The sequence below is a fragment of the Nocardiopsis oceanisediminis genome (assembly GCF_048595525.1).
GTDB classification, from domain to species: domain Bacteria; phylum Actinomycetota; class Actinomycetes; order Streptosporangiales; family Streptosporangiaceae; genus Nocardiopsis_A; species Nocardiopsis_A oceanisediminis.
This window is the reverse complement of record NZ_JAFMZJ010000001.1, coordinates 3,287,885-3,305,815: the sequence shown is the minus strand read 5'-3', so window position 1 is coordinate 3,305,815 and position 17,931 is coordinate 3,287,885. Positions and strand designations below refer to the sequence as shown.

Genomic DNA, 17,931 nt, shown 5'->3' with positions numbered 1-17,931 from the left:
CGTCCCGGGCGGCGGGGCTCGCCGGCCCCGGTGCGGGCGTTCCGCCCTCCCTCCTCTCCTGCGGCGACCGGAGCCGGCCCCGGCGGACACCCCGCGCCGTCCCCCCGGCCCGGCGCGGCCGCCCCGCGAGGTCCCATATCCTGCCGGGGAGCTGTAGGCCACGCGGCAGGAAGGGAGAGGGCGCCCCGCACCCGCGAGGACGGCCGCGCCCGTACATCTGATGAGCGAGGACACCCGGACCAAGCTCCTCGCCGGAGCCCTCGAAGCGCTGGTGCGCAACGGCATCGCCAAGACCTCGGCGCGCAGCATCGCGGCCGCCGCCGGGGTGAACCAGGGGCTCGTCTTCTACCACTTCGGCAGCGTGGACGAGCTGCTGGCGGCGGCCTGCCGGTACGGAGCCGAGCAGCGGGTGGCCCACTACCGGCCGCGCTTCGCCGAGGTGGGGTCCTTCGCCGAGCTGGTGCGGCTCGGGCGCGACCTGCACGCCGAGGAGCGCGACGCGGGCCATGTCGCCACGCTCGCCCAGCTGCTGGCGGGGGCGCAGACCCGCTCGTGGCTCGCGCCGGCGACCGCCGCCGGGCTGGAGCTGTGGGCGGCCGAGCTGGAGGGGGTGCTGGACCGGGTGGTGCCCGGTACCCCGATCGAGGGCCTGGTCGACACCCGCGGGCTGGCCAGGGTGCTGGCCTCGGGTTTCATCGGCCTGGAGCTGTACGAGGGGGTGGACCACGAGGGGGCCGAGCGGGCCCTGGAGGCCCTGGAGCGCCTGGGCGACCTGGTCGCCGTGCTCGACGACCTCGGACCCGTCACCCGCCGGGCCGTCCGCGCCCGGCTGCGCGGTGCGGCCGGCGGTGCGCAGGGGAGGTCTTCCGCCCGGCGCCCCGCCTCCCCCGGCGGCGACGGCGGGGAGGCGCCGGCCGCGCCCTGACCCTGCCCGCCGCGGAGGCGGAGGCGCCCCGGGGCGGCCCTCCCCATCGGAAGGGCCGCCCCGGGGCCGCGGCTCAGCTTGTTTTCAACCTCGGGGGCGGCCGGAGCACCGAGGCGGCCGACCGGTGGGCGTGGCTCGTGATCGCCGCCCGCACCCGGCTCCGCCCGCCCCGGCCGCCGAGGACCTGCCCCGCCCCTGGGAGCCGCCCCGGCTACCGGGGCGGTCGAGCCCGGCGCGGGCGCGGGCGGGGCTTTCGCGACGCCCGCGCGGAGGCGGCCCGTCCCGCCGGTGCCCCCGAACCCCCGACTCCGGGCCCCGGGCACCCCCCGAGGGGCGAAGAACCGGCGCCGGGCACCGCACCATGACGCGGGAAAGACGGCCGAACGCGCCATGAGCCTGAAGCAGCACCACGCCCGCCCAGGTTGAAGAACAAGCTCAGAGGGTGACGATCTGGATCAGGTTGCCGCAGGTGTCGTCGAGGACCGCGGCGGTGATGCCGCCCATCTCCGCCGGCTCCTGGGTGAAGCGGACGCCCAGTGCGCTGAGCCGCTCGTGCTCGGCCCGCACGTCGCCGACCGCGAACGAGGCGGCGGGGATGCCGTCGGCGACGAGCGCCCGCTTGTACGGGCCGACCGCGGGGTGGCCGTCCGGCTCCAGCAGCAGCTCGGTGCCGTCCTCGTCCTCGGGCGAGACGACGGTCAGCCACCTCGCCCCGCCCACCGGGACGTCGTTCTTCTTCTCGAAGCCGAGCACGCGGGTGTAGAAGTCCAGCGCCTTGGCCTGGTCGTCGACGAAAACGCTGGTCACATAGATCCTCATCGGGCCTCCTCGGTACGCGGTCCCGGCCTCCGGCCGGGCCTGGGGATCAGGGTCTTCAGGGCGGGCCCGCCGGTGCGCGGCCGGCCCCTCGGGCGCGGGGTCAGGGCCCCTCCCCGCCGCCGCGGAGCGGCCAGCGCTCGGCGATCGCGCGCAGCGGCGAGGTGTCGATGGTGTGGAACTTGTACCTGCCCTCGCGCTCCACCCCGATCAGCCCGGCCGCGGCCAGGACGTCGAGGTGCTGGGAGATCGCCTGCCGGGACGAGCTCAGGCCGTGCTTCATGGTGAGCCGGCCGCACAGTTCGAACAGCGTCTGGCGGTCGCGCTCGCACAGCTCGTCGAGGATCGCCCGGCGGGTCGGGTCGGCCAGGGCCTTGTAGATGTCACCCACACCGGCGAGCATATGCAAGTAGTCACTTGCCTGTCAAAGTTCGCGCAGCTCGGCGAGGCGCCTCAGAAGTGCACGCGATTCGGGTCGTAGGGGTTCCCTTCGGCCGCCCCACCGCGGGGCGCCGAGGCGCTACCGTCCATCCATGACCTGTGGTCCCCGGCCGCCGCGCGGCGCGTCCCGGCACACCGCGCGCTCGCGGATCGCCGACGCCGCCGCCCGGCTGGTGGTGCGCCGCGGCTGCGCGGCCGCCCGGGCCGAGGCGATCGCGGCCGAGGCCGGCGTGCGCACCGAGGAGGTGCGCCGCGCGTTCGCCACCCGGGCGGCCGCGCTCACCGCCGCGCTGGAGCGGGCGGGCGCCGGCGCCCCGGCGGGCGTCGGAGCGCCCTGGGTCCGCGCCGCCCTGGCCGCCGGCTCGGCCGCCGAGCAGCTGCGCATCCAGGTCGCGGGGACCGGCCGCGTGCTCGCCCGGGCGGCCCCGCTGCTGGAGTCGGTCCGGCTGGCCGCCCCCGAGGACACCGACGCCGCCCGGGTATGGCGCGCCGACCTGGAGCGGCGCCGCCGCGTCCAGCTCGAACTGCTCTCCGCCCTGGCCGCCAAGGCCCCGCTGCGGCCGGACATGACCGTGCGGCGCGCCGCCGACGTCGCCCTGGCCCTGCACGGCCCCGAGACCTACACGCTGCTCACCCGCGACCGCGGGTGGAGCGTCGAGCGGTGGAGGTCCTGGGCCGCTTCGGCACTGCCCCGGCTCGTCTGCCGGCCTCCCGCCGCGGGCCGGGCCTGATCAGGCCGCGGCGGAGCGGACGAAGCGGCGGTCGCCCCCGCGCAGCTCCCGCCGCGGGCCGGCCGAGCGCAGCACCACGTCCAGCACCCGGTCCGGGTCGGCGGCGTAGCAGCCGCTGAACCAGGCCATGTTCGCCTCGACGACCGCCCACTGCTCGGCGGCATCGCCGTCCGGCCGCATCAGGCCGACGTCGAGGACGGTGGCGCTGGGCAGCGTCACGGCGTGCTCGGCCAGCAGCCGGCCCGCGAAGGCGAGCGCCCCGGACCCGAGCGGGTCGCGGTGCAGCGGCACGGCGTCCAGCCGGCCGAACGAGGCGTAGCGGCCGCCGGCCCGCACCTCCCCGTCGAGCAGGAAGAGGCGGAGCTCGGCGACCCAGACCACAGGGTCGGCGATGAGCACCGGCGACTCGGGCGGCAGGCCGCCGGGCAGGGCGCGCCCGTCCGGGTAGACCCGCGCCGGGAACTCCTTGCCGCCGGCGGGCTTGACGAACGCGGGGCGGGTCAGCGTACGCGCCTCGTCCAGCACCGACGCCCGGACCCGGCGGGGCAGCGCGGCCGGCCGGTCCCCCGGCGGGTCGAGCAGGGCGAGCTCCAGCGGGCCGGCGACCTGATCGGCGAAGAGCGGCCCGCCTTGGTAGTGGCAGCCGCCGGGCGGCGCCGCGCCGATGTCCTGCGGGAGGGCCGCCACCCGCATACCGCGCCGCCGCGCGGCGGCGGCGAGCAGCGCACCGGTTCCGGTGGGGCGCGGCCCCAGCGCGAGGACCTGCGGCCGGGGCGTTCCGCCCTCCGCGGTGCCCGCCGGCCGCCGGCGGCCGGCGGGGGCGTCCGCGCCGGACCGGGGGTGTCCGGGAGTCACTCCTCCAGGTCGATCTTGCGCTGCAGGAACTCCTCGCGGCCGATCTCGCCCTCGGCGTAGCGGCGGCGCAGCTCCTCCATGGCCGGGTCCCGCCGCGGCTCCTCCGGAGGCGGTGCGGAGGGGGTGCGCTCGGCCGCGATGGCCACCGCCACGACCAGCACCACCGCGATGACGGCGACCGCGGCCACGAAGACGGCCATCATCGGCATCCCACTCACCTCCCCGGCGCGGGCGGCCGCTCCGTCCGCGCCGTCCGCCCTCCAGCCTATTCCCCCCGGCCGCCCCGGTGGAGGCCCCGATCCCGCGGCCCGGGCCCGGATGCGCGCTCCGGTCCGGGTTCGCGGGGCGCCCCGGCCGCGACCGGCGGGCGGGCCTACCATGGTGCCGTGGACACTTCCCTGCCGCTGCTCCGCGAGGTGCGGCCCGCGCTCGCCGCCGACCTGGAGGAGCTGCTCCGCGACGCGGGCGAGGAGCGGCTGGCGCGCTCCGTGCCCGGGCTGCGGGTGCACGGGCCCTGCCGGTGCGGCGAAACCGGCTGCGCGAGCCTGTACACCGCCCCGCCGCCGGAGGGCGGCCACGGGCCCGGCCACCGGAACCTGTCCCTCCCGTGGGGGCCGGGGATGCTGGTGCTGGACGTGGCCGGCGGGCGGATCGCCTTCCTGGAGGTGCTCCCGGACGACTGACCGCCGGGGTCAGCGGCGGCGGGGCAGCCGCTCGTCCACGGCCAGGGAGGCGGAGATGTAGGCCGCGATCGCCGCGGCGCTGTTCGGTCCGCGCAGGGCCTCCGCCCGGGCGGTGTAGCCGGGCAGGTCGTGGTGGCGCCCGTTGGCGACGGCGGCCGCGGCGAGCAGCCCGGCGAAGCGGAACCGGTCCAGGAAGCTGTGCCCGGAGTCGGCGAAGGGGACCAGTTCGGCGTCGGGGATGCGCTCGGCGGTGCGCTCGGCCACCGGGCGGACGGCGCGCAGGTCGCGGGCGCCGCTGAGCACCGCGGTGGGCCAGGCGAAGTCCGGCCGGGCGGCGTCCAGGTCGACCGTCTCCCCCTCGAAGGCGGGGAAGCGCTCCGCCATGTCGGCGAAGTCGACGGCCGGGTCGAGCGGGCCGCCGTCCGGCACCATCCGGTGCAGGTTCCGGAACAGGATCGCCCCGGCCAGGTCGTACTCCAGGATGAACGGGGAGGTCTCCGCGGTCTCCCGGCCGGCGAGGCGCTCCACCCGGTTCCAGGTGCCGGTCCGCCCGCGGGCCGCGGCCTCCAGCAGCCGGTCGACCGCCCGCACCCCGCCGAACTCGTAGACCACCGGGACCACCCGGCCGGTCCGCTCGGCGGTGACCGCGCCGTCGGCCACCAGTTTGCGCAGCTTCCCGGCGGCCTCGGCGGTCTCGTCGGTGGAGCCGTCCCACAGCAGCCGGCGGATGTGCTCGCGGGCCGCCTCGCCGTCCGCCGCGGAGCCGATCGCGCTGTCCAGCACCATGCCCGCCACCCGGTCGCCGTGCCGGGCGGCGAAGACCTGGGCCAGGTAGCCGCCGTAGGAGGAGCCCCAGACCACGGCCCGGCCCAGGCCGCAGTCGTCCAGCACCGCGGCGATGTCGTCGGCGGCGGCCTCCACGGTGATCGCGTCCACCGGCAGGTCGGTGCCGTCGCGGCGGCGCCGGGACAGGCCCACGCCGCGGTGCTCGACCATGACGGTGTCGAACCCCCGCTTGCCGGCGTCCCGGCGCATCATCCGGTAGGGCAGCACCGAGGCCAGGCCGGGGCCTCCGGGGACGACCAGCAGCGGGACGCCCCCGGGGGTGCCCTCCCGGGCGTAGCCGAGGTCGAACACCTCGTCGCCGTCGGGGTGCACCGGGCGGGGCACGGTTCGGACACCGGGCAGGCGGAGCAGGCTCTCGGCCTGCCTGAGGGGCTGCTTCATCGGCACATCATGCCCGTTTCGCGGCGGTCCATGCGAAGACCGCCGGGTGCGCAGCGGGCCGAATCCGGCCCGCCCGCCGGCCCGGAAGCGGCGGTGCGCGGCGGAGGCGGACCGGGGCCGCCCCGGCCGGGGAAGAGCGGCGCGGCCCCGGTCCGGGTCAGCCGGTGCGGCGGGACGCGGTGCGCTCCTGGGTCGGGTAGGGCAGCAGCGCCATCTCCCGGGCGTTCTTGATCGCGGCGGCGATGAGCCGCTGCTGCCGGGCGGTCACCCCGGTGACCCGGCGGCTGCGGATCTTTCCCCGGTCGGAGATGAACTTGCGGAGCAGGTCGGTGTCCTTGTAGTCGATGTAGTCGACGCCCTTCAGCGGGTCGGACTTGCGGCGGCGGGGGATTCGGCGGTTCGCGGGCACGGCGGTTCCTTCTCTCTCGCTTCCGGTGCGGCGGTCGGGGTGCGGGGCGGGCTCAGCGGGAGGCGGCGATGATGTCGTCGAACGGGTCGTCGGAGCCGCCCGGGGCGTAGCCGGCCGCCATCTCCTCGTCGGTGAGCAGGCAGGAGTCGAGCAGCGCGGTGAGCCGCTCGGCGTCCAGGCCCGGGCCGGTGAAGCTGAGGCACTGGCAGCGGTCGCCGTGCTCGGGCCGCCAGTCCAGGGAGGCGGCGGCCTTGCGGTGCTCGGAGACCAGCTCCCAGGCGGCGTCGGGGAGCGCGGCGAGCCAGGGGCCGTTGGGCTCGATGGCGACCGCGCCGCCCGCCCCGTCCCAGGCGAGCATGGTGTCGGGGTGGCTGGCCAGCCAGAACCGGCCCCGGCTCCGCACCGAGCAGGAGATCACGTCGTCCAGGGCGCCGTGCAGCCGGCCGGGGTGCAGCGGGCGGGAGCGGCGCCAGGTGACGGTGCGGACCCCGCCGGCCTCGTGGAAGTCCGGCGGCTGGGCGGTGGCCGGGTCGGTGCGCGCGGCGGCCGCCTCCGGGTCGAACCCGGCGTCGGCCATGACCCGCAGCGCGTCGCCCTCGGGGGGCGCGACGACCGCCGCCGGGTTGAGCTGGACCAGCATGGCCGAGCAGCGGTCGCGCTCCTCGGCGGTGCACCCCTCCGCGTCCAGCACCACGGATCCGGGGTACTCCACCTGCTCCACCAGGACCTCGGCGACGCCCCGGGCGTCCTCCTCGGCGACGTCGAGCCCCCGGTCGGCCAGCGCGTCCTCGGTGGCGAGGTCATCCAGCAGGCGGTCGGCGGCGACCGCGCCGATGACGCCGGAGAGGCGGAGCAGGTCGGTCACCGGCCGGTCGCCGACCATGCTCATGGTCAGCGCCTCCGCGATGGCGCGGGGCGGCACCGAGTCCCAGCCCTCGACCACGTAGAGCGGGTGCTCGCCGCGCTCGGCCAGCCGGCACAGCAGCGGGATCAGGTCCAGCCGCATGGTGCAGGAGACGCAGGAGTGCACCAGCTCGACCCGGGTCCGCTCGATGACCCCCCAGCGGTCGCGCACCACCCGGTGCACCTCGCCCCGGGCGATGCGGCTCATGTCGTGGTGGACGGCGATCGCGCCGGGCTCGGCCATCAGCAGCCGGTCGACCGCGCGGGTGCGCGCGCCGCCGTGCAGGCCGGTCACCAGCGCGACGCGCGCGGGCAGGGCGTAGTCCATGTCGGGGAACCTCGTCTCTCCTCACCCGAACTTTGAAAATGATTATCATTACTGTACAACGGCCGGCGGGATGCTCCGCACCGGCACGGCGATCGCGCCGGGCGTGTCCGGGGAGGGGGCGGGCCGCACAGGCAGGACCGGGGCGGCGCGCCGGTGGCCGCGAGGGCGGCGCCGGCGCGGACGGTCCCGGCCGAGGCCGGCGACCGAGGGGCGGATCGCCCCTCGGCCCAGGGGCGCGGTGAGGGCCCGCCCGGCGGCGGGCGGGAAGGGGCGGCGCGCCGGCCGCCCTCCGGTCAGCCCCCGCCGGCCACCGGTCCGGCCAGCACGAAGGCGTTGCCGTCCGGGTCGCTGAAGCCCGCCTCGCGCCCCCAGGGGTGCTCGTCGGGGCCCTCCACCTCGACGCCGGCGGCGGCCAGCCGGGCGCAGTCTCCGTCCAGGTCGTCGCTCTCCAGGGTGATGCCCCGGGTGCCGTACGGCGTGAAGCCCTGCTCCACCACGGTCAGCAGGAACCCGGTGCCCGCCCCGGGCGGCGCCACCTGGAGCCATCGGACGTGCCCCATCGTGCGGTCGGCCAGCACGGTGAACCCGAGGACGCCGACGTAGAAGTCCCTGGCCCGGTCCTGGTCGACGACGGGGAGGGCGATCAGCCTGGCGTGCGTGATGGCCATACCACCATGGTCGGGACGGAACGGTCGCCGCGCCAGGGCGACACGCAGGCGGCGCCCCCTCCCGCCGCCGCACGGCCCGGTGCGGCGGCCGGTGCGCCGGGCCGGAGGCCGTTGACTTTCCGGGGCGCACCGCTGATGCTCCGTAGGAGAGAGGGAGGTGACACCCCGATGAGTGGATGCTCCTGCGGGCACGGCTCCTCGTGCTCCTGCTCGGCCGGCTGCTCCTGCGGCTGCAACGGCTGACGTCCCCCGTCCCCGATGAGCCGGCCCCCGGCTCCCGGCGAGCGGCGCCTCCCCCCGGAGCGCCGCTCCGCCCGGCGTCCGCCCGCCGCCCCTCCCTCGGACCGCCGCCCCCGCCGGACCTCCGGCGCCGCCCCCGGCCGGCCGCTGCTCCGCGGTGACCGGGAGAGGCCCGGCACGTCCGCCGCGCCGGCACCGCGCGCACGCTCCCGGTGGGATCGGATCCGCTCCGGGCCGGCGGCCGGAATGCCCCCTGCGGCCCCTCCCCCGTGTCCGGCCTCAAGCCCGAGGACCCGCGCCGGATCGGCGGCTCGGCTCCGGTGCGGGCTCGGCGCCGGCGGGACGGGCGCGGGCTTCGGGGCGGCCCCGGCGGGGAGCGGGCCGCGGCCACGGTGGTCCGCGCCGACCTGGGCGGACCGGCGCGAGGCCTGGGGGCAGGGGAAAGGCCGGCGCCCGGCGGTGCCGACCCCCTCCTCGGCGGCGCGGGGCGGTGCGCGGCCGGCGGAGCTTTACCCGAACATGGCGGGGAGCCGATCGAGTCGTTCCTCCGGTCACCGGCAGGGTGGGGGGCTGAGGCCGATGCCGACGCGCCCCGGGCCGCACCGGCCCCGGGCACCGAAGGGGGCACCGATGGTGAACGGGCGGCCGAGCGGATGGCGGGTCTTCGCCGCCTGCCTGCTGGTCTTCGCCGGTGCGGCCAACCTCGTCCAGGGGGCGGTGGCCGGGTTCGTCCCGGAGTACTACCTGGCCGCGGAGGGGCAGCCGCTGGTGAGCGGGTACGCCGTGTGGGGGGTGCTGCTGGCGGCGTGGGGCGCCGTCCTCATCGCGGCCGGCGCCGCCGCCGCGTACGGCCGGATGTGGGCCAGGGTGCTCGGCGTGGCGGCCGCCGGGCTGAACGCCGTCGCCCAGATGCTCTTCCTGGACGCCTACCCCGTCTGGTCGGTGCTGGTGATCCTCGCCGACGGGGTGGTGGTCTACGGCCTGACCGCCGGGTGGTCCGACGGAGCCGCGCCCGCCGGCCCGGTTCCCGAGGCCCGCCGGGAGGCCTACCTGGCCGGGCACCGCGACGCCGACCAGGCCCCGGTCCCCGGCGACGAGCGGAGGGAGCCGCAGCGGCCGCTGCACTTCGGCAGGCACGAGCGGTCCCTGGACTGACCCCGGGCGGCCCCGGGCGGCGGGCACCGCCGGCCGCCGCGCGGAGCACCGGCGCAGGCCGCCGGACGGGGCGCGGGTCAGCCCGCGGCGGCCCCGTCCGCGCCTCCGCGCTCCGCCGCGGGGCGCGCGGGGGCTCCCGGCACGGCCTCGGTGAACCGGGAGCGGAGGCGGTCGCGGACCTCGTCGGGGGTGTAGGCGCGCCTGCGGCGCTCGGCGCGGGCGATGAGCACCCCGGTCGCGGCGACGCCCGCGAGGCCCGCCAGTCCTATTGCCTTCCAGCGACGCATGGCCCCTAGGCTACAGCCGTGACCGATATGCGCATCAGTCTGGACGAGGCCGTCGAACTCACCCGGACCGGCGACGTGTGGCTGTTCCGCGGGCGCTCGGCGCCCGACCGCGCCATCCAGTGGACGACCAACAGCCCCGTCAACCACGTCGGCATGTCCGTCGTCCTGGACGACCTGCCGCCGCTGATGTGGCACGCCGAGCTCGGCAGGTCGCTGCCGGACATGTGGACCGGCGGCCACCACCGCGGGGTCCAGCTGCACGACCTCCGCGACGCGGTGGTCGTCTGGGCCACCAAGTACGGGCAGCGCGCCTGGCTCCGCCAGCTCGACCACCCGGTCGGGCGGGAGGCCGAGGACGCCGTGCTGCGCACCGTCGCCCGGCTGGACGGGACCCCCTTCCCCTCCACCGCCCGGCTCGCCGGGCGGTGGCTGCGCGGCCGGGTCCCGCCGCTGCTGAGGCGGCGCGGCCGCGCCGAGGCGGCCCTGGAGACCGCCTACTGCGCCGAGGTCGTCGCGCTCACCTACGAGGCGATGGGGCTGCTGCCGGGCGGGCGGCGGCCCGACTGGTACGACCCCGGCCGGTTCTGGAGCGGCGACGGCCTGGACCTGGAGGGCGGCGCCCGGCTGGGCGGGGAGATCGCGGTGGACATCCCGCCCGGCGCCCGCCCCTCCTCGGCGCCCTGACCCGGCTCCGCGCCGGGCGGCGGGCGCGGCGCGCCCCGTCCGCGTCCCGCTCAGAGGCTGCCGGGTGCGCGAGCGGTCGCCCGGAGCGTCCGGGCGCGGGGCGGCCCCAGCGGGCGACCGTCCGGACACCCGACGGCCTCTCAGGGCCGGGCCGCCCAGCCGGTCAGAGCCCCAGCCCCGGAACGACGCCCTTCCGCCCGCCGCGCTGCCCGGGGACCTCCCGGGGCCCGCTCCGGAGGCCCTGGTCGGTGACCTCGAAGACCTGCCCGTCCTCGGGGAAGACGATGTTGGGGCGCGAGGAGTGCGTGACGTCGTCGCCGAGGTGGGTGGGGATGAGCCGCAGGTCCGGCCACTGGTCGGCCACCGCCTCCACGTCGTCGAGGCCCATGTGGCCCACCCGGCCCTGCTTCGGGAAGGAGGCGTCCAGCACCAGCACCGGGGCGTCGGCGGCGAGTTCGTCGACCGACGGGCAGCGGACGGTGTCGCCGGTGTAGCCCAGGCGGGCGCCGTCCCCGTCCGCGATGAGGTAGCCCAGCGCCGGGACCGCGTGCTCCATCGGGAGGGCGCGGACGGTGTAGCCGCCTTCGGAGCACACGCCGCCCTCGCCCGGGTCGAACTCCACGTAGCGGGGGCGGACCTTGCCCCTGATGTCCTCCCAGACCCCGGGGTAGCCCAGATCGAAGAGGCGGTCCACCCGGTCGGCGAAGCCGGTGGGGCCGATCAGCACCAGGTCGCGCTCCCGGGGCCGCTGGAGCCCCTGCTCCAGGAGCAGGAAGACGATGTCGAAGAAGTGGTCCGCGTGGAAGTGCGTGATCAGGCAGAGGTCGACGGAGCAGGGGTCGAGCCCGGCCCGGCGCATCGCCTTCATCGACCCGTTCGGCGCGTCGATGAGGAGCCTGTCGTCGATGAGCGCCGACGCGCTCATCCGGGCGGTCAGGATCGATCCGGTCCCGACGAGTTGCAGCTTCACCGCGGGCTTCCTTCCTCCTCGGGGCCGCCCCCCGGAGCGGCCGCCACTTTCGGTCGTCGAGCGACAACGCTACGCCACCGCGGGGGCGCGGGTCCTCCGACTTCCCGGGACGCCTTTCCCGGGCCCCGGCCGCCGGGGCCCGGGCGGGGCGGAGGGCCGCACGGCGGTGTCCGGAAGGCCCTCGCGGCCTCCGGCCCCGCGTATCGCCCGCGCGGGTGGCCGTCGGCCCCGGCGCGGTTCCGGAGGGGGCTCGCGGCCTCCCCGGCCCGCCGGGGGCGGCCGCGCGGCCGTGCGGGCGCTACCCGGGGCCCGGTTCCGGCCCGCCCCGGGGGGCCTCCTCCGCCGGCCCCCCTCGGCCGCCGGCCGCACCGCCGACCGCCTCCCGGCAGCAGCGGACGAAGTCCTGGACGACCGGGTCGGTGTCGGCCGCCGGCGGCCAGACCACGGCGACCCTGCTGGGGGCGACCCCGGTGACGGGGCGGTAGACGACGCCGGGCCGCGCGTAGAAGCGCGCCGCGGACTCGGGGGCCAGGGCGATGCCGTAGCCGTTGGCGATCGCCTGCAGCCAGGCGTCGGGCTGGTCGGTGACGGCCCCGATGCGCGGCGGGACGCCGCCGCGCTCGTCCGCGGCCAGCCAGTAGTCGCGCCACCGCCCGGTCTCGGCCGGCGCGGCGACGAACGGCTCGTCCCGCAGCTCCCGGAAGTCGATCCGGTCGTGCCCGGCGAGCGGGTGGGCGGCGGGCAGCGCCACCCGGCGCTCCTCGGTGAGCAGGACCTCCGCCCGCAGCGCCCCGGCGCCGGGGAAGGGCAGCCGCAGCAGCGCGACCTCCACCTCGCCGTCGACGAGCCCGGCGGTCGGGTTCGACCAGGCCGCCTGGCGCATCTCCACCCTCCACCCCGGCCGGCGGCGGCCGAAGCCGGCGATGATGTCCTGGGTGGCCTCGTTGGCGGCGCTGGCCAGGAAGCCGACCCGCAGCACCCGGGCGGCCCGGCTCGCCGCGCCCTTGGTCTCCCGCAGCGCCCGGTCGCAGGCGGCCAGCAGCTCCGGGGCCTGCTCGGCCAGGGTCCGCCCGGCCTCGGTGAGCGCCATGCCGCTCCGCGACCGGGTGAACAGCTCCACTCCCAGCCCGGTCTCCAGGCTCCGGATCTGCTTGGTCAGCGCCGGCTGGGAGACGAACAGGCGCCGGGCCGCCCGGGTGAGGCTGCCCTCTTCGGCGACCGCGGCGAAGTAGCGCAGCAGGCGCGTATCCACATCCATTCCAACAGGTTATAGAGACATGTATTGGACGCCCGCCCAGGGCGCCGGGCAGGGTCGGGGCATCGATCGCTCCGGGAAGGGAGTCCACGTGTTCACCGCTTATGTCGTGGCGGCGGTCGCGACCGCGGCCGCGAACGCCGCGGCCGCCATCGCCGATTTCGCCCGCTCCGGGTGGATCCTCGGGAACATGACCGCCTACGGGGTGCCGCACTCCTGGCTGTACCCGCTGGGCGCGGCGAAGGCCGCGGGCGCGGTCGGCCTCCTGGCGGGCCTGGCCGTCCCACCGGTCGGGATCGCCGCGGCCGGCTGCCTGCTGCTGTACTTCACCGGCGCCACCGCCACCGTCCTGCGCGCCCGCGCCTACTCCCACCTGGTCTTCCCCGGTGTGTTCCTGCTGCTGGCCGCGGTCACGCTCGGGCTGCAGCTCGCCGTCGCCTAGCGCGGCGGGCCCGCCCGGGCCCCGGAAGGGCCGCGGGCCGGCTCCCCGTTCCCCGGGGCGAGCAGTCCGCCGGCGGTGCCGCACCGCGGACACGGGTCTCCTCCGCCGGCCGGGAACCCGGCCTCGCCCGGCAGGTCGCCCGGCTCACCGGGCGGGCCGGCGGAGGAGGCCGCCCGCGGCCGAGGCCGCCTCGGAAGCCGGCTCCGAGCCCGACGGCGCAGGCCCGAAGCCCGGGCACCCGCCCGCCGACCGGACATCGCGGTCGAGCACCGCGGCCGCTCGGCCCGCTCCGGCCCGGAGCGCATCGAGGCCGCCGCCGGTGCCGGGCCGCTCGTCGGGCAGGCCGACCGCCTCCGCGGTCTCTTCCAGCGGCTCCGGCGTTGCGGCCCCCTGCTCACCGCGCTCGTGCCGCGCCGGTGGATTCCGGCGGAATCCGCCGTCCGCGATCCCCCTTCGCGCCTTCGAGCACCGGAAAGCGGCCCTGGAAAAGGCGCCGCCAAGACCGCTTTCGGGTGAAGACGGGTCCCATGCCGCCCGAAGCGAATGCGGGCACCGCACTCACCTGTACGGACAGCGCGGAGAACGTTTCCGGGGAGCGCACTCCCGCCCTTTTTCCGTCCGGGTTCGCCCGTCGGCCGGATTCGGACGGAATCGCGCCCGGAACCGGCCGCCCGGACCTCCGGTGACGAATACGGCCGCGCTCTCCCTCGAGCGGGGATTCCTCCCCGTCACCCGAAAGCGCCGCCCGGAAGGAGGCGGCGGGAGGAGCCGCCGGAGCCGCCCAGGTGAGTAGTGAAGCCTTGCCTAAGTTAGGCTTGGCCTCCGCCGATGGCTCCGGCGGCGCCCCCGCCGCCCTCCCCCGAGATCGAAAGGCCCAGGCATGACCGTCCCGATGCGCGCCGAGAGCGTGCGGCTCGCCCACGGCGGCGAACCGATCTGCCGGGATGTCTCCCTCGACCTCCCGCACGCCGAGGTCACCGCCCTCGTCGGGCCGAACGGATCGGGCAAGTCGACGCTGCTGCGCACCCTGGCCCGGCTGCACCGCCCCGAGGCCGGCCGGGTCCTGCTGGACGGCCGCGAGGCGGCCTCCTACCCGCCGCGCGAACTGGCGCGCCGGCTCGCCTTCCTCACCCAGACGCCGACCGTCCCCGCCGGCATCACCGTCGCCGAGCTGGTGGCCTACGGCCGCCACCCGCACCAGGGGCTGCTCTCCCGGTCCGCGGGCGGCGACGACCGGGACACCGTCGAGTGGGCGCTCCAGGCCACCGGCATGCTGCCGCTCCGCGACCGCCCGCTGGACCGGCTCTCCGGCGGCGAGCGCCAGCGCGCCTGGATCGCCATGGCCCTGGCCCAGCGCGCCGGGGTGCTCCTCCTCGACGAGCCCACCACCTACCTGGACATCCGCTACCAGGTGGAGGTGCTGCGGCTGGTCCGCTCGCTGGCCGACGAGCACGGCATCACCGTCGCCGTGGTCCTGCACGACCTCAACCAGGCGGCCGCGTTCGCCGACACCATGGCGGTGCTGGCCGGCGGGCGGATCGTCGCCCGCGGCCGCCCCGCCGAGGTGATGACCGAGGAGGTGGTCCGCACCGCCTTCGGCATCGACACCACCGTCATCACCGACCCGCACACCGGCCTGCCGACCTGCCTGCCCTACCGGCGGGGCGGCGGCCCCGGAGCCTCCTCCGACTGACCTCCCCCCGCCGTCCCCACCGCCCCGGAAGACCAAGGAACACCTCCCCCATGAACAGACCCCTCACCGCCTCCGCCGCCGTGCTCTCCCTCGCCCTCGCCGCGACCGGCTGCGGCGCCGCCGGCGACCGGGCCGGGACCTCCGGGAGCGCCGGCGGCGGCGCGATCACCCTGGAGCACACCCTCGGCGAACTGGAGCTGGACGCCCCGGCCGAGAAGGTCGTCGCGCTGGAGTGGACCTACGCCGAGGACCTGCTCGCCCTCGGCGTCTCCCCGGCCGGCGTCGCCGACACCGAGGGCTACGGCGCCTGGGTCACCGCCGGCCCCCGCTTCGAGGAGGGCGTGCGCGACGTCGGCCTGCGCGACGCCCCCAGCCTGGAGTCGATCCGCGCGCTCGACCCGGACCTGATCATCACCTCGGAGCTCCGCTCCGGCGAGAACCTCGAACAGCTCCAGGAGATCGCCCCCACCCTGGTCTTCGACCCCTACGCCGAGGAGGGCGAGTACGCCGAGATGCGCACCACCTTCTCCACCATCGCCACCGCGGTGGGCGAGGAGGAGACCGGCGAGCAGGTCCTCGCCGACCTCGACGCCGAGCTGGCCGGGATGAAGGAGGAGCTGGCCGAGGCGGGCGCCGACGGCACGGAGGTGACGGTGGCCCGCGGCTACACCGGCGACGGGGCCGCCGTGGTCGAGGTGCTCACCGGCAGCACCATCCCCGGCGCGCTCCTGGGCGAGCTGGGGCTCGCCAACGCCTGGGAGGCCGAGGCCGACGCCTACGGCATGAGCAAGGTCGACGTCGAGGGCCTGGAGCCGGTCCAGGACTCCCACCTGGTCTACGTCGCCGCCGAGGACGACGACGTGTTCACCGGCGACTTCGCCGACAACGCCCTGTGGAAGGGCCTGGAGTTCGTCGAGGAGGACCGGGTGCACGCGCTCGACCCGGGGACCTGGTACTTCGGCGGGCCCTACTCGGCGCGGCAGGTGGCCGACGAGATCACCGGCGCGCTCACCGCATGAGCACGCGCGCCCCGGCCCCCGGGGCGCTCGGCGGGTCCGCCGGGCGCCCCTCCCCTGCGGCGGAACCCCCGAGGCGGCGGCCCGCCCCCGCCGCTTCGGCCGCCGCGGTCCTCCTCGGCGGCCTGCTGGCGCTGGCCGCCGTCGCCCTGCTGCACCTGGGGTACGGCCGCACCGGCGTCGGTCTGGCCGACCTCCCGGCCCTGTTCGGCGGGGACGAGCACGCCCGCGCGGTGCTGCTGGGCGCGCGGCTGCCGCGCACTCTCGCCGGGCTGGTGGCCGGCGCCGCGCTGGCGGTCTCCGGCGCGCTGCTGCAGTCCTGCGTCCGCAACCCGCTCGCCTCCCCGGACACGCTCGGTGTGACCGCCGGCGGCTACCTGGCGGTGGTGCTGGCCGGCGTCACCGGGGCCTCCTTCGGCGACCTGCCCCGGGGCGCGCTCGCGTTCCTCGGCGGGCTGGCCGCGGCCGCGCTGGTGCACGCCGTCGCCGGCGGCCGGAGCGCCCCCTCGCACCTGGTGCTGGCCGGGGTGGCGGTGTCGCTGGCGCTGTCCAGCGTGTCGGCGGTGCTGGTGCTGCTCTTCCAGGAGGAGACCGGCGCCGTGTTCTTCTGGGGGCACGGCTCGCTGGCCGTGGCCGACAGCGGCCGGTCGCTGTCGCTGCTGCCGCTGCTGGCCGCGGGGCTCATCGGCGGCCTGCTGCTCGCCCGCGGCCTGGACATCCTGGCCACCGGCGACGACACCGCCCGCGGGCTGGGGGTCTCCGTCGGGCGGCTGCGGCTGTCGGCGGTGCTGCTCTCGGTGCTGCTCGCCGCCGCCGCGGTCGCGATCACCGGCCCGATCGGGTTCATCGGGCTGGCCGCGCCGCACATCGTGCGGCTGTGCGGGGTGCGCGGGCACCGGGTGCTGCTGCCCGCCGCCGCGCTGTGGGGCGGCGCCCTGCTGCTCGGCGCCGACCTGCTGGCCCGGGTCACCTCGCCCACCGGCAACGAGGTGCCGGCCGGCGTGGTGGCGGCGCTGTTCGGCGCCCCGCTGTTCCTGCTGCTGGCCCGGAGGCTGCCGGCGGAGCCCCCGGCGCCGCCGGGGGTGCCGGGCGCGCGCGGCGGCCGCCGGGTCCCGCTGCCCCTGGTGTCGGCCGCCGGCTCCCTGGGGCTGGCCGCCCTGGTCGCGGCCGGGCTGCTGGCCGGCGACGTGCCGGTGCCTCCGGGGGAGCTGCTCTCGCTCGCCACCGGGGGCGGCTCCGAGCTGGCCCGCAACGTGGTGGCCGAGTACCGGCTGCCCCGGCTGCTGGTCGCGGCGCTGGCCGGCGCGCTGCTGGCCGTGGCGGGCGGGATCGTGCAGACGGTGTCCCGCAACCCGCTGGCCGACCTCACCGTCATGGGGGTGAGCGGCGGCGCGGGGCTGGGGGCGGCCGTGGTGCTGGTGGCGCTGCCGGCGCTGCCCTACGCGCTGCTGCCGGCGGCGGCCTTCGCCGGCGCGGCGGCGGCGTTCCTGCTCGCCTACGGGCTGTCCCGGCACCGCGGCTCGGTGGCGCCGGAGCGCCTGGTGCTGGTGGGCATCGGCGTCTTCGCGCTGACCACGGCGGCCACCAACTACCTGGTCACCGGGGCGCGGTTCCGCACGGCCCAGGCGCTGACCTGGCTGTCGGGCAGCACCTACGCGCGCGACCACACCGACCTGCTGGTCCTGGCCGCCGCCGCGGCGGCGGGGGCGGTCCTGCTGGTGCCGGCGCTGCGCCGGATCGACCTGCTCGCGCTGGGCGAGGACACGCCGCGGACGCTCGGCCTGCCGCTGGAGCGCACCCGGCTCGCCGTGCTGATACTGGCGGTGGCGCTGGCCGCGTGCGCGGTCGCGGTGGTCGGCACGGTGGCCTTCATCGGCCTGGTCGCCCCGCACGCCGCCCGGATGGCGGCGGGGCCGCGGGCGCACCGGATGCTGCCGGTGGCCGCCCTGTTCGGCGCGGCGCTGCTGGTGGCCGCCGACACCCTGGGCCGGGTGCTCATCGCCCCGGCGGAGATCCCGTCCGGCCTGCTCGCCGCGCTGATCGGCACGCCCTACTTCGTGTGGCGGCTGCGCCGCGGCTGACGGCCCCCGCCGCGGCGCCCGGCTCCCGGGCCGGGCGGGCGGGGCATCGCGGCCCGCCTCCGGAGCGGACCGCCGCCCGGTGGAGACCCGGGCCGGCCCCGGCCCGGGTCTCCGCCCTCCCG

Annotated in this window: 20 protein-coding genes; 9 read left to right on the top strand and 11 right to left on the bottom strand. The window is 77.6% G+C overall.

What is annotated here, in order from left to right; all coding sequences use genetic code 11:
- Positions 1-220: 220 nt before the first annotated feature.
- Positions 221-925 (top strand): TetR/AcrR family transcriptional regulator, encoded by a 705-nt coding sequence (locus tag J0910_RS14545; protein WP_420159041.1) that lies wholly within the window; start codon positions 221-223, stop codon positions 923-925.
- A gap of 435 nt (positions 926-1,360) precedes the next feature.
- Here the strand turns inward: J0910_RS14545 and J0910_RS14540 are convergent, their stop codons facing one another.
- Positions 1,361-1,744: a VOC family protein gene (locus J0910_RS14540; RefSeq protein ID WP_420159040.1), complete on the bottom strand. Its 384-nt coding sequence runs from the start codon at positions 1,742-1,744 to the stop codon at positions 1,361-1,363.
- Positions 1,745-1,844: 100 nt separating this feature from the next.
- The gene (locus J0910_RS14535; RefSeq protein WP_420159039.1) at positions 1,845-2,132 is read right to left on the bottom strand and encodes an ArsR/SmtB family transcription factor; all 288 of its coding nucleotides are present in this window, start codon (positions 2,130-2,132) and stop codon (positions 1,845-1,847) included.
- A 142-nt stretch (positions 2,133-2,274) separates the two neighbouring features.
- On the opposite strand from J0910_RS14535, the gene J0910_RS14530 reads away from it, so the two are divergent.
- On the top strand, positions 2,275-2,913 hold the full coding sequence (locus J0910_RS14530; RefSeq protein ID WP_420159038.1) for a TetR family transcriptional regulator: 639 nt from the start codon (positions 2,275-2,277) through the stop codon (positions 2,911-2,913).
- On the opposite strand, the gene J0910_RS14525 is transcribed toward J0910_RS14530, so the two are convergent.
- Positions 2,914-3,768 carry an ATP-grasp domain-containing protein gene (locus tag J0910_RS14525; protein WP_420159037.1) on the bottom strand — a complete coding sequence of 285 codons (855 nt, stop codon included), beginning with the start codon at positions 3,766-3,768 and terminating at the stop codon, positions 2,914-2,916.
- Complete coding sequence (locus tag J0910_RS14520; RefSeq protein ID WP_017591899.1) at positions 3,765-3,977, bottom strand: SHOCT domain-containing protein; 213 nt, start codon at positions 3,975-3,977, stop codon at positions 3,765-3,767. The genes J0910_RS14525 and J0910_RS14520 overlap by 4 nt, the downstream gene beginning before the upstream one ends.
- A 177-nt stretch (positions 3,978-4,154) precedes the next feature.
- On the opposite strand from J0910_RS14520, the gene J0910_RS14515 reads away from it, so the two are divergent.
- Positions 4,155-4,451, top strand: coding sequence for a hypothetical protein (locus tag J0910_RS14515; RefSeq protein ID WP_420159036.1), 297 nt, complete (start codon positions 4,155-4,157; stop codon positions 4,449-4,451).
- A 9-nt stretch (positions 4,452-4,460) separates the two neighbouring features.
- Here the strand turns inward: J0910_RS14515 and J0910_RS14510 are convergent, their stop codons facing one another.
- The 4 genes from J0910_RS14510 to J0910_RS14495 all read right to left on the bottom strand — a co-directional run bounded on the left by J0910_RS14510 (position 4,461) and on the right by J0910_RS14495 (position 7,986).
- Positions 4,461-5,678 carry an alpha/beta hydrolase gene (locus J0910_RS14510; RefSeq protein WP_420159035.1) on the bottom strand — a complete coding sequence of 406 codons (1,218 nt, stop codon included), beginning with the start codon at positions 5,676-5,678 and terminating at the stop codon, positions 4,461-4,463.
- Positions 5,679-5,835: 157 nt separating this feature from the next.
- Positions 5,836-6,087 carry a 30S ribosomal protein S18 gene (rpsR, locus tag J0910_RS14505; RefSeq protein WP_420159034.1) on the bottom strand — a complete coding sequence of 84 codons (252 nt, stop codon included), beginning with the start codon at positions 6,085-6,087 and terminating at the stop codon, positions 5,836-5,838.
- A 52-nt stretch (positions 6,088-6,139) separates the two neighbouring features.
- Positions 6,140-7,318 (bottom strand): CobW family GTP-binding protein, encoded by a 1,179-nt coding sequence (locus J0910_RS14500; protein ID WP_420159033.1) that lies wholly within the window; start codon positions 7,316-7,318, stop codon positions 6,140-6,142.
- Positions 7,319-7,611: 293 nt separating this feature from the next.
- On the bottom strand, positions 7,612-7,986 hold the full coding sequence (locus J0910_RS14495) for a VOC family protein (protein WP_420159032.1): 375 nt from the start codon (positions 7,984-7,986) through the stop codon (positions 7,612-7,614).
- A gap of 870 nt (positions 7,987-8,856) precedes the next feature.
- Here J0910_RS14495 and J0910_RS14490 point away from each other — a divergent pair.
- Positions 8,857-9,381: a DUF7144 family membrane protein gene (locus tag J0910_RS14490; protein ID WP_420159031.1), complete on the top strand. Its 525-nt coding sequence runs from the start codon at positions 8,857-8,859 to the stop codon at positions 9,379-9,381.
- Positions 9,382-9,458: 77 nt separating this feature from the next.
- Here the strand turns inward: J0910_RS14490 and J0910_RS14485 are convergent, their stop codons facing one another.
- Positions 9,459-9,668 carry a hypothetical protein gene (locus J0910_RS14485; protein WP_420159030.1) on the bottom strand — a complete coding sequence of 70 codons (210 nt, stop codon included), beginning with the start codon at positions 9,666-9,668 and terminating at the stop codon, positions 9,459-9,461.
- A 27-nt stretch (positions 9,669-9,695) separates the two neighbouring features.
- On the opposite strand from J0910_RS14485, the gene J0910_RS14480 reads away from it, so the two are divergent.
- Complete coding sequence (locus tag J0910_RS14480) at positions 9,696-10,352, top strand: hypothetical protein (RefSeq protein WP_420161994.1); 657 nt, start codon at positions 9,696-9,698, stop codon at positions 10,350-10,352.
- Positions 10,353-10,515: 163 nt separating this feature from the next.
- Here the strand turns inward: J0910_RS14480 and J0910_RS14475 are convergent, their stop codons facing one another.
- The gene (locus J0910_RS14475) at positions 10,516-11,322 is read right to left on the bottom strand and encodes an MBL fold metallo-hydrolase (protein WP_420159029.1); all 807 of its coding nucleotides are present in this window, start codon (positions 11,320-11,322) and stop codon (positions 10,516-10,518) included.
- Positions 11,323-11,620: 298 nt separating this feature from the next.
- Positions 11,621-12,580: a LysR family transcriptional regulator gene (locus tag J0910_RS14470; RefSeq protein ID WP_420159028.1), complete on the bottom strand. Its 960-nt coding sequence runs from the start codon at positions 12,578-12,580 to the stop codon at positions 11,621-11,623.
- A gap of 88 nt (positions 12,581-12,668) precedes the next feature.
- On the opposite strand from J0910_RS14470, the gene J0910_RS14465 reads away from it, so the two are divergent.
- The 4 genes from J0910_RS14465 to J0910_RS14450 all read left to right on the top strand — a co-directional run bounded on the left by J0910_RS14465 (position 12,669) and on the right by J0910_RS14450 (position 17,809).
- Complete coding sequence (locus tag J0910_RS14465; protein ID WP_420159027.1) at positions 12,669-13,019, top strand: DoxX family protein; 351 nt, start codon at positions 12,669-12,671, stop codon at positions 13,017-13,019.
- Positions 13,020-13,899: 880 nt separating this feature from the next.
- Positions 13,900-14,712: an ABC transporter ATP-binding protein gene (locus J0910_RS14460; protein WP_420159026.1), complete on the top strand. Its 813-nt coding sequence runs from the start codon at positions 13,900-13,902 to the stop codon at positions 14,710-14,712.
- A gap of 50 nt (positions 14,713-14,762) precedes the next feature.
- The gene (locus J0910_RS14455; RefSeq protein ID WP_420159025.1) at positions 14,763-15,731 is read left to right on the top strand and encodes an ABC transporter substrate-binding protein; all 969 of its coding nucleotides are present in this window, start codon (positions 14,763-14,765) and stop codon (positions 15,729-15,731) included.
- Positions 15,728-17,809, top strand: a complete 2,082-nt coding sequence (locus J0910_RS14450; protein WP_420159024.1) for an iron ABC transporter permease — start codon at positions 15,728-15,730, stop codon at positions 17,807-17,809. The genes J0910_RS14455 and J0910_RS14450 overlap by 4 nt, the downstream gene beginning before the upstream one ends.
- The last annotated feature ends 122 nt before the right edge of the window (positions 17,810-17,931 follow it).

Coding starts and splice junctions, on each gene's coding strand:
- J0910_RS14545 (WP_420159041.1), top strand. CDS start 221: ATGAGCGAGGACACCCGGACCAAGCTCCTCGCCGGAGCCCTCGAAGCG.
- J0910_RS14540 (WP_420159040.1), bottom strand. CDS start 1,744: ATGAGGATCTATGTGACCAGCGTTTTCGTCGACGACCAGGCCAAGGCG.
- J0910_RS14530 (WP_420159038.1), top strand. CDS start 2,275: ATGACCTGTGGTCCCCGGCCGCCGCGCGGCGCGTCCCGGCACACCGCG.
- J0910_RS14520 (WP_017591899.1), bottom strand. CDS start 3,977: ATGCCGATGATGGCCGTCTTCGTGGCCGCGGTCGCCGTCATCGCGGTG.
- J0910_RS14510 (WP_420159035.1), bottom strand. CDS start 5,678: ATGAAGCAGCCCCTCAGGCAGGCCGAGAGCCTGCTCCGCCTGCCCGGT.
- J0910_RS14500 (WP_420159033.1), bottom strand. CDS start 7,318: ATGGACTACGCCCTGCCCGCGCGCGTCGCGCTGGTGACCGGCCTGCAC.
- J0910_RS14495 (WP_420159032.1), bottom strand. CDS start 7,986: ATGGCCATCACGCACGCCAGGCTGATCGCCCTCCCCGTCGTCGACCAG.
- J0910_RS14490 (WP_420159031.1), top strand. CDS start 8,857: ATGGTGAACGGGCGGCCGAGCGGATGGCGGGTCTTCGCCGCCTGCCTG.
- J0910_RS14485 (WP_420159030.1), bottom strand. CDS start 9,668: ATGCGTCGCTGGAAGGCAATAGGACTGGCGGGCCTCGCGGGCGTCGCC.
- J0910_RS14480 (WP_420161994.1), top strand. CDS start 9,696: ATGCGCATCAGTCTGGACGAGGCCGTCGAACTCACCCGGACCGGCGAC.
- J0910_RS14470 (WP_420159028.1), bottom strand. CDS start 12,580: ATGGATGTGGATACGCGCCTGCTGCGCTACTTCGCCGCGGTCGCCGAA.
- J0910_RS14460 (WP_420159026.1), top strand. CDS start 13,900: ATGACCGTCCCGATGCGCGCCGAGAGCGTGCGGCTCGCCCACGGCGGC.
- J0910_RS14455 (WP_420159025.1), top strand. CDS start 14,763: ATGAACAGACCCCTCACCGCCTCCGCCGCCGTGCTCTCCCTCGCCCTC.
- J0910_RS14450 (WP_420159024.1), top strand. CDS start 15,728: ATGAGCACGCGCGCCCCGGCCCCCGGGGCGCTCGGCGGGTCCGCCGGG.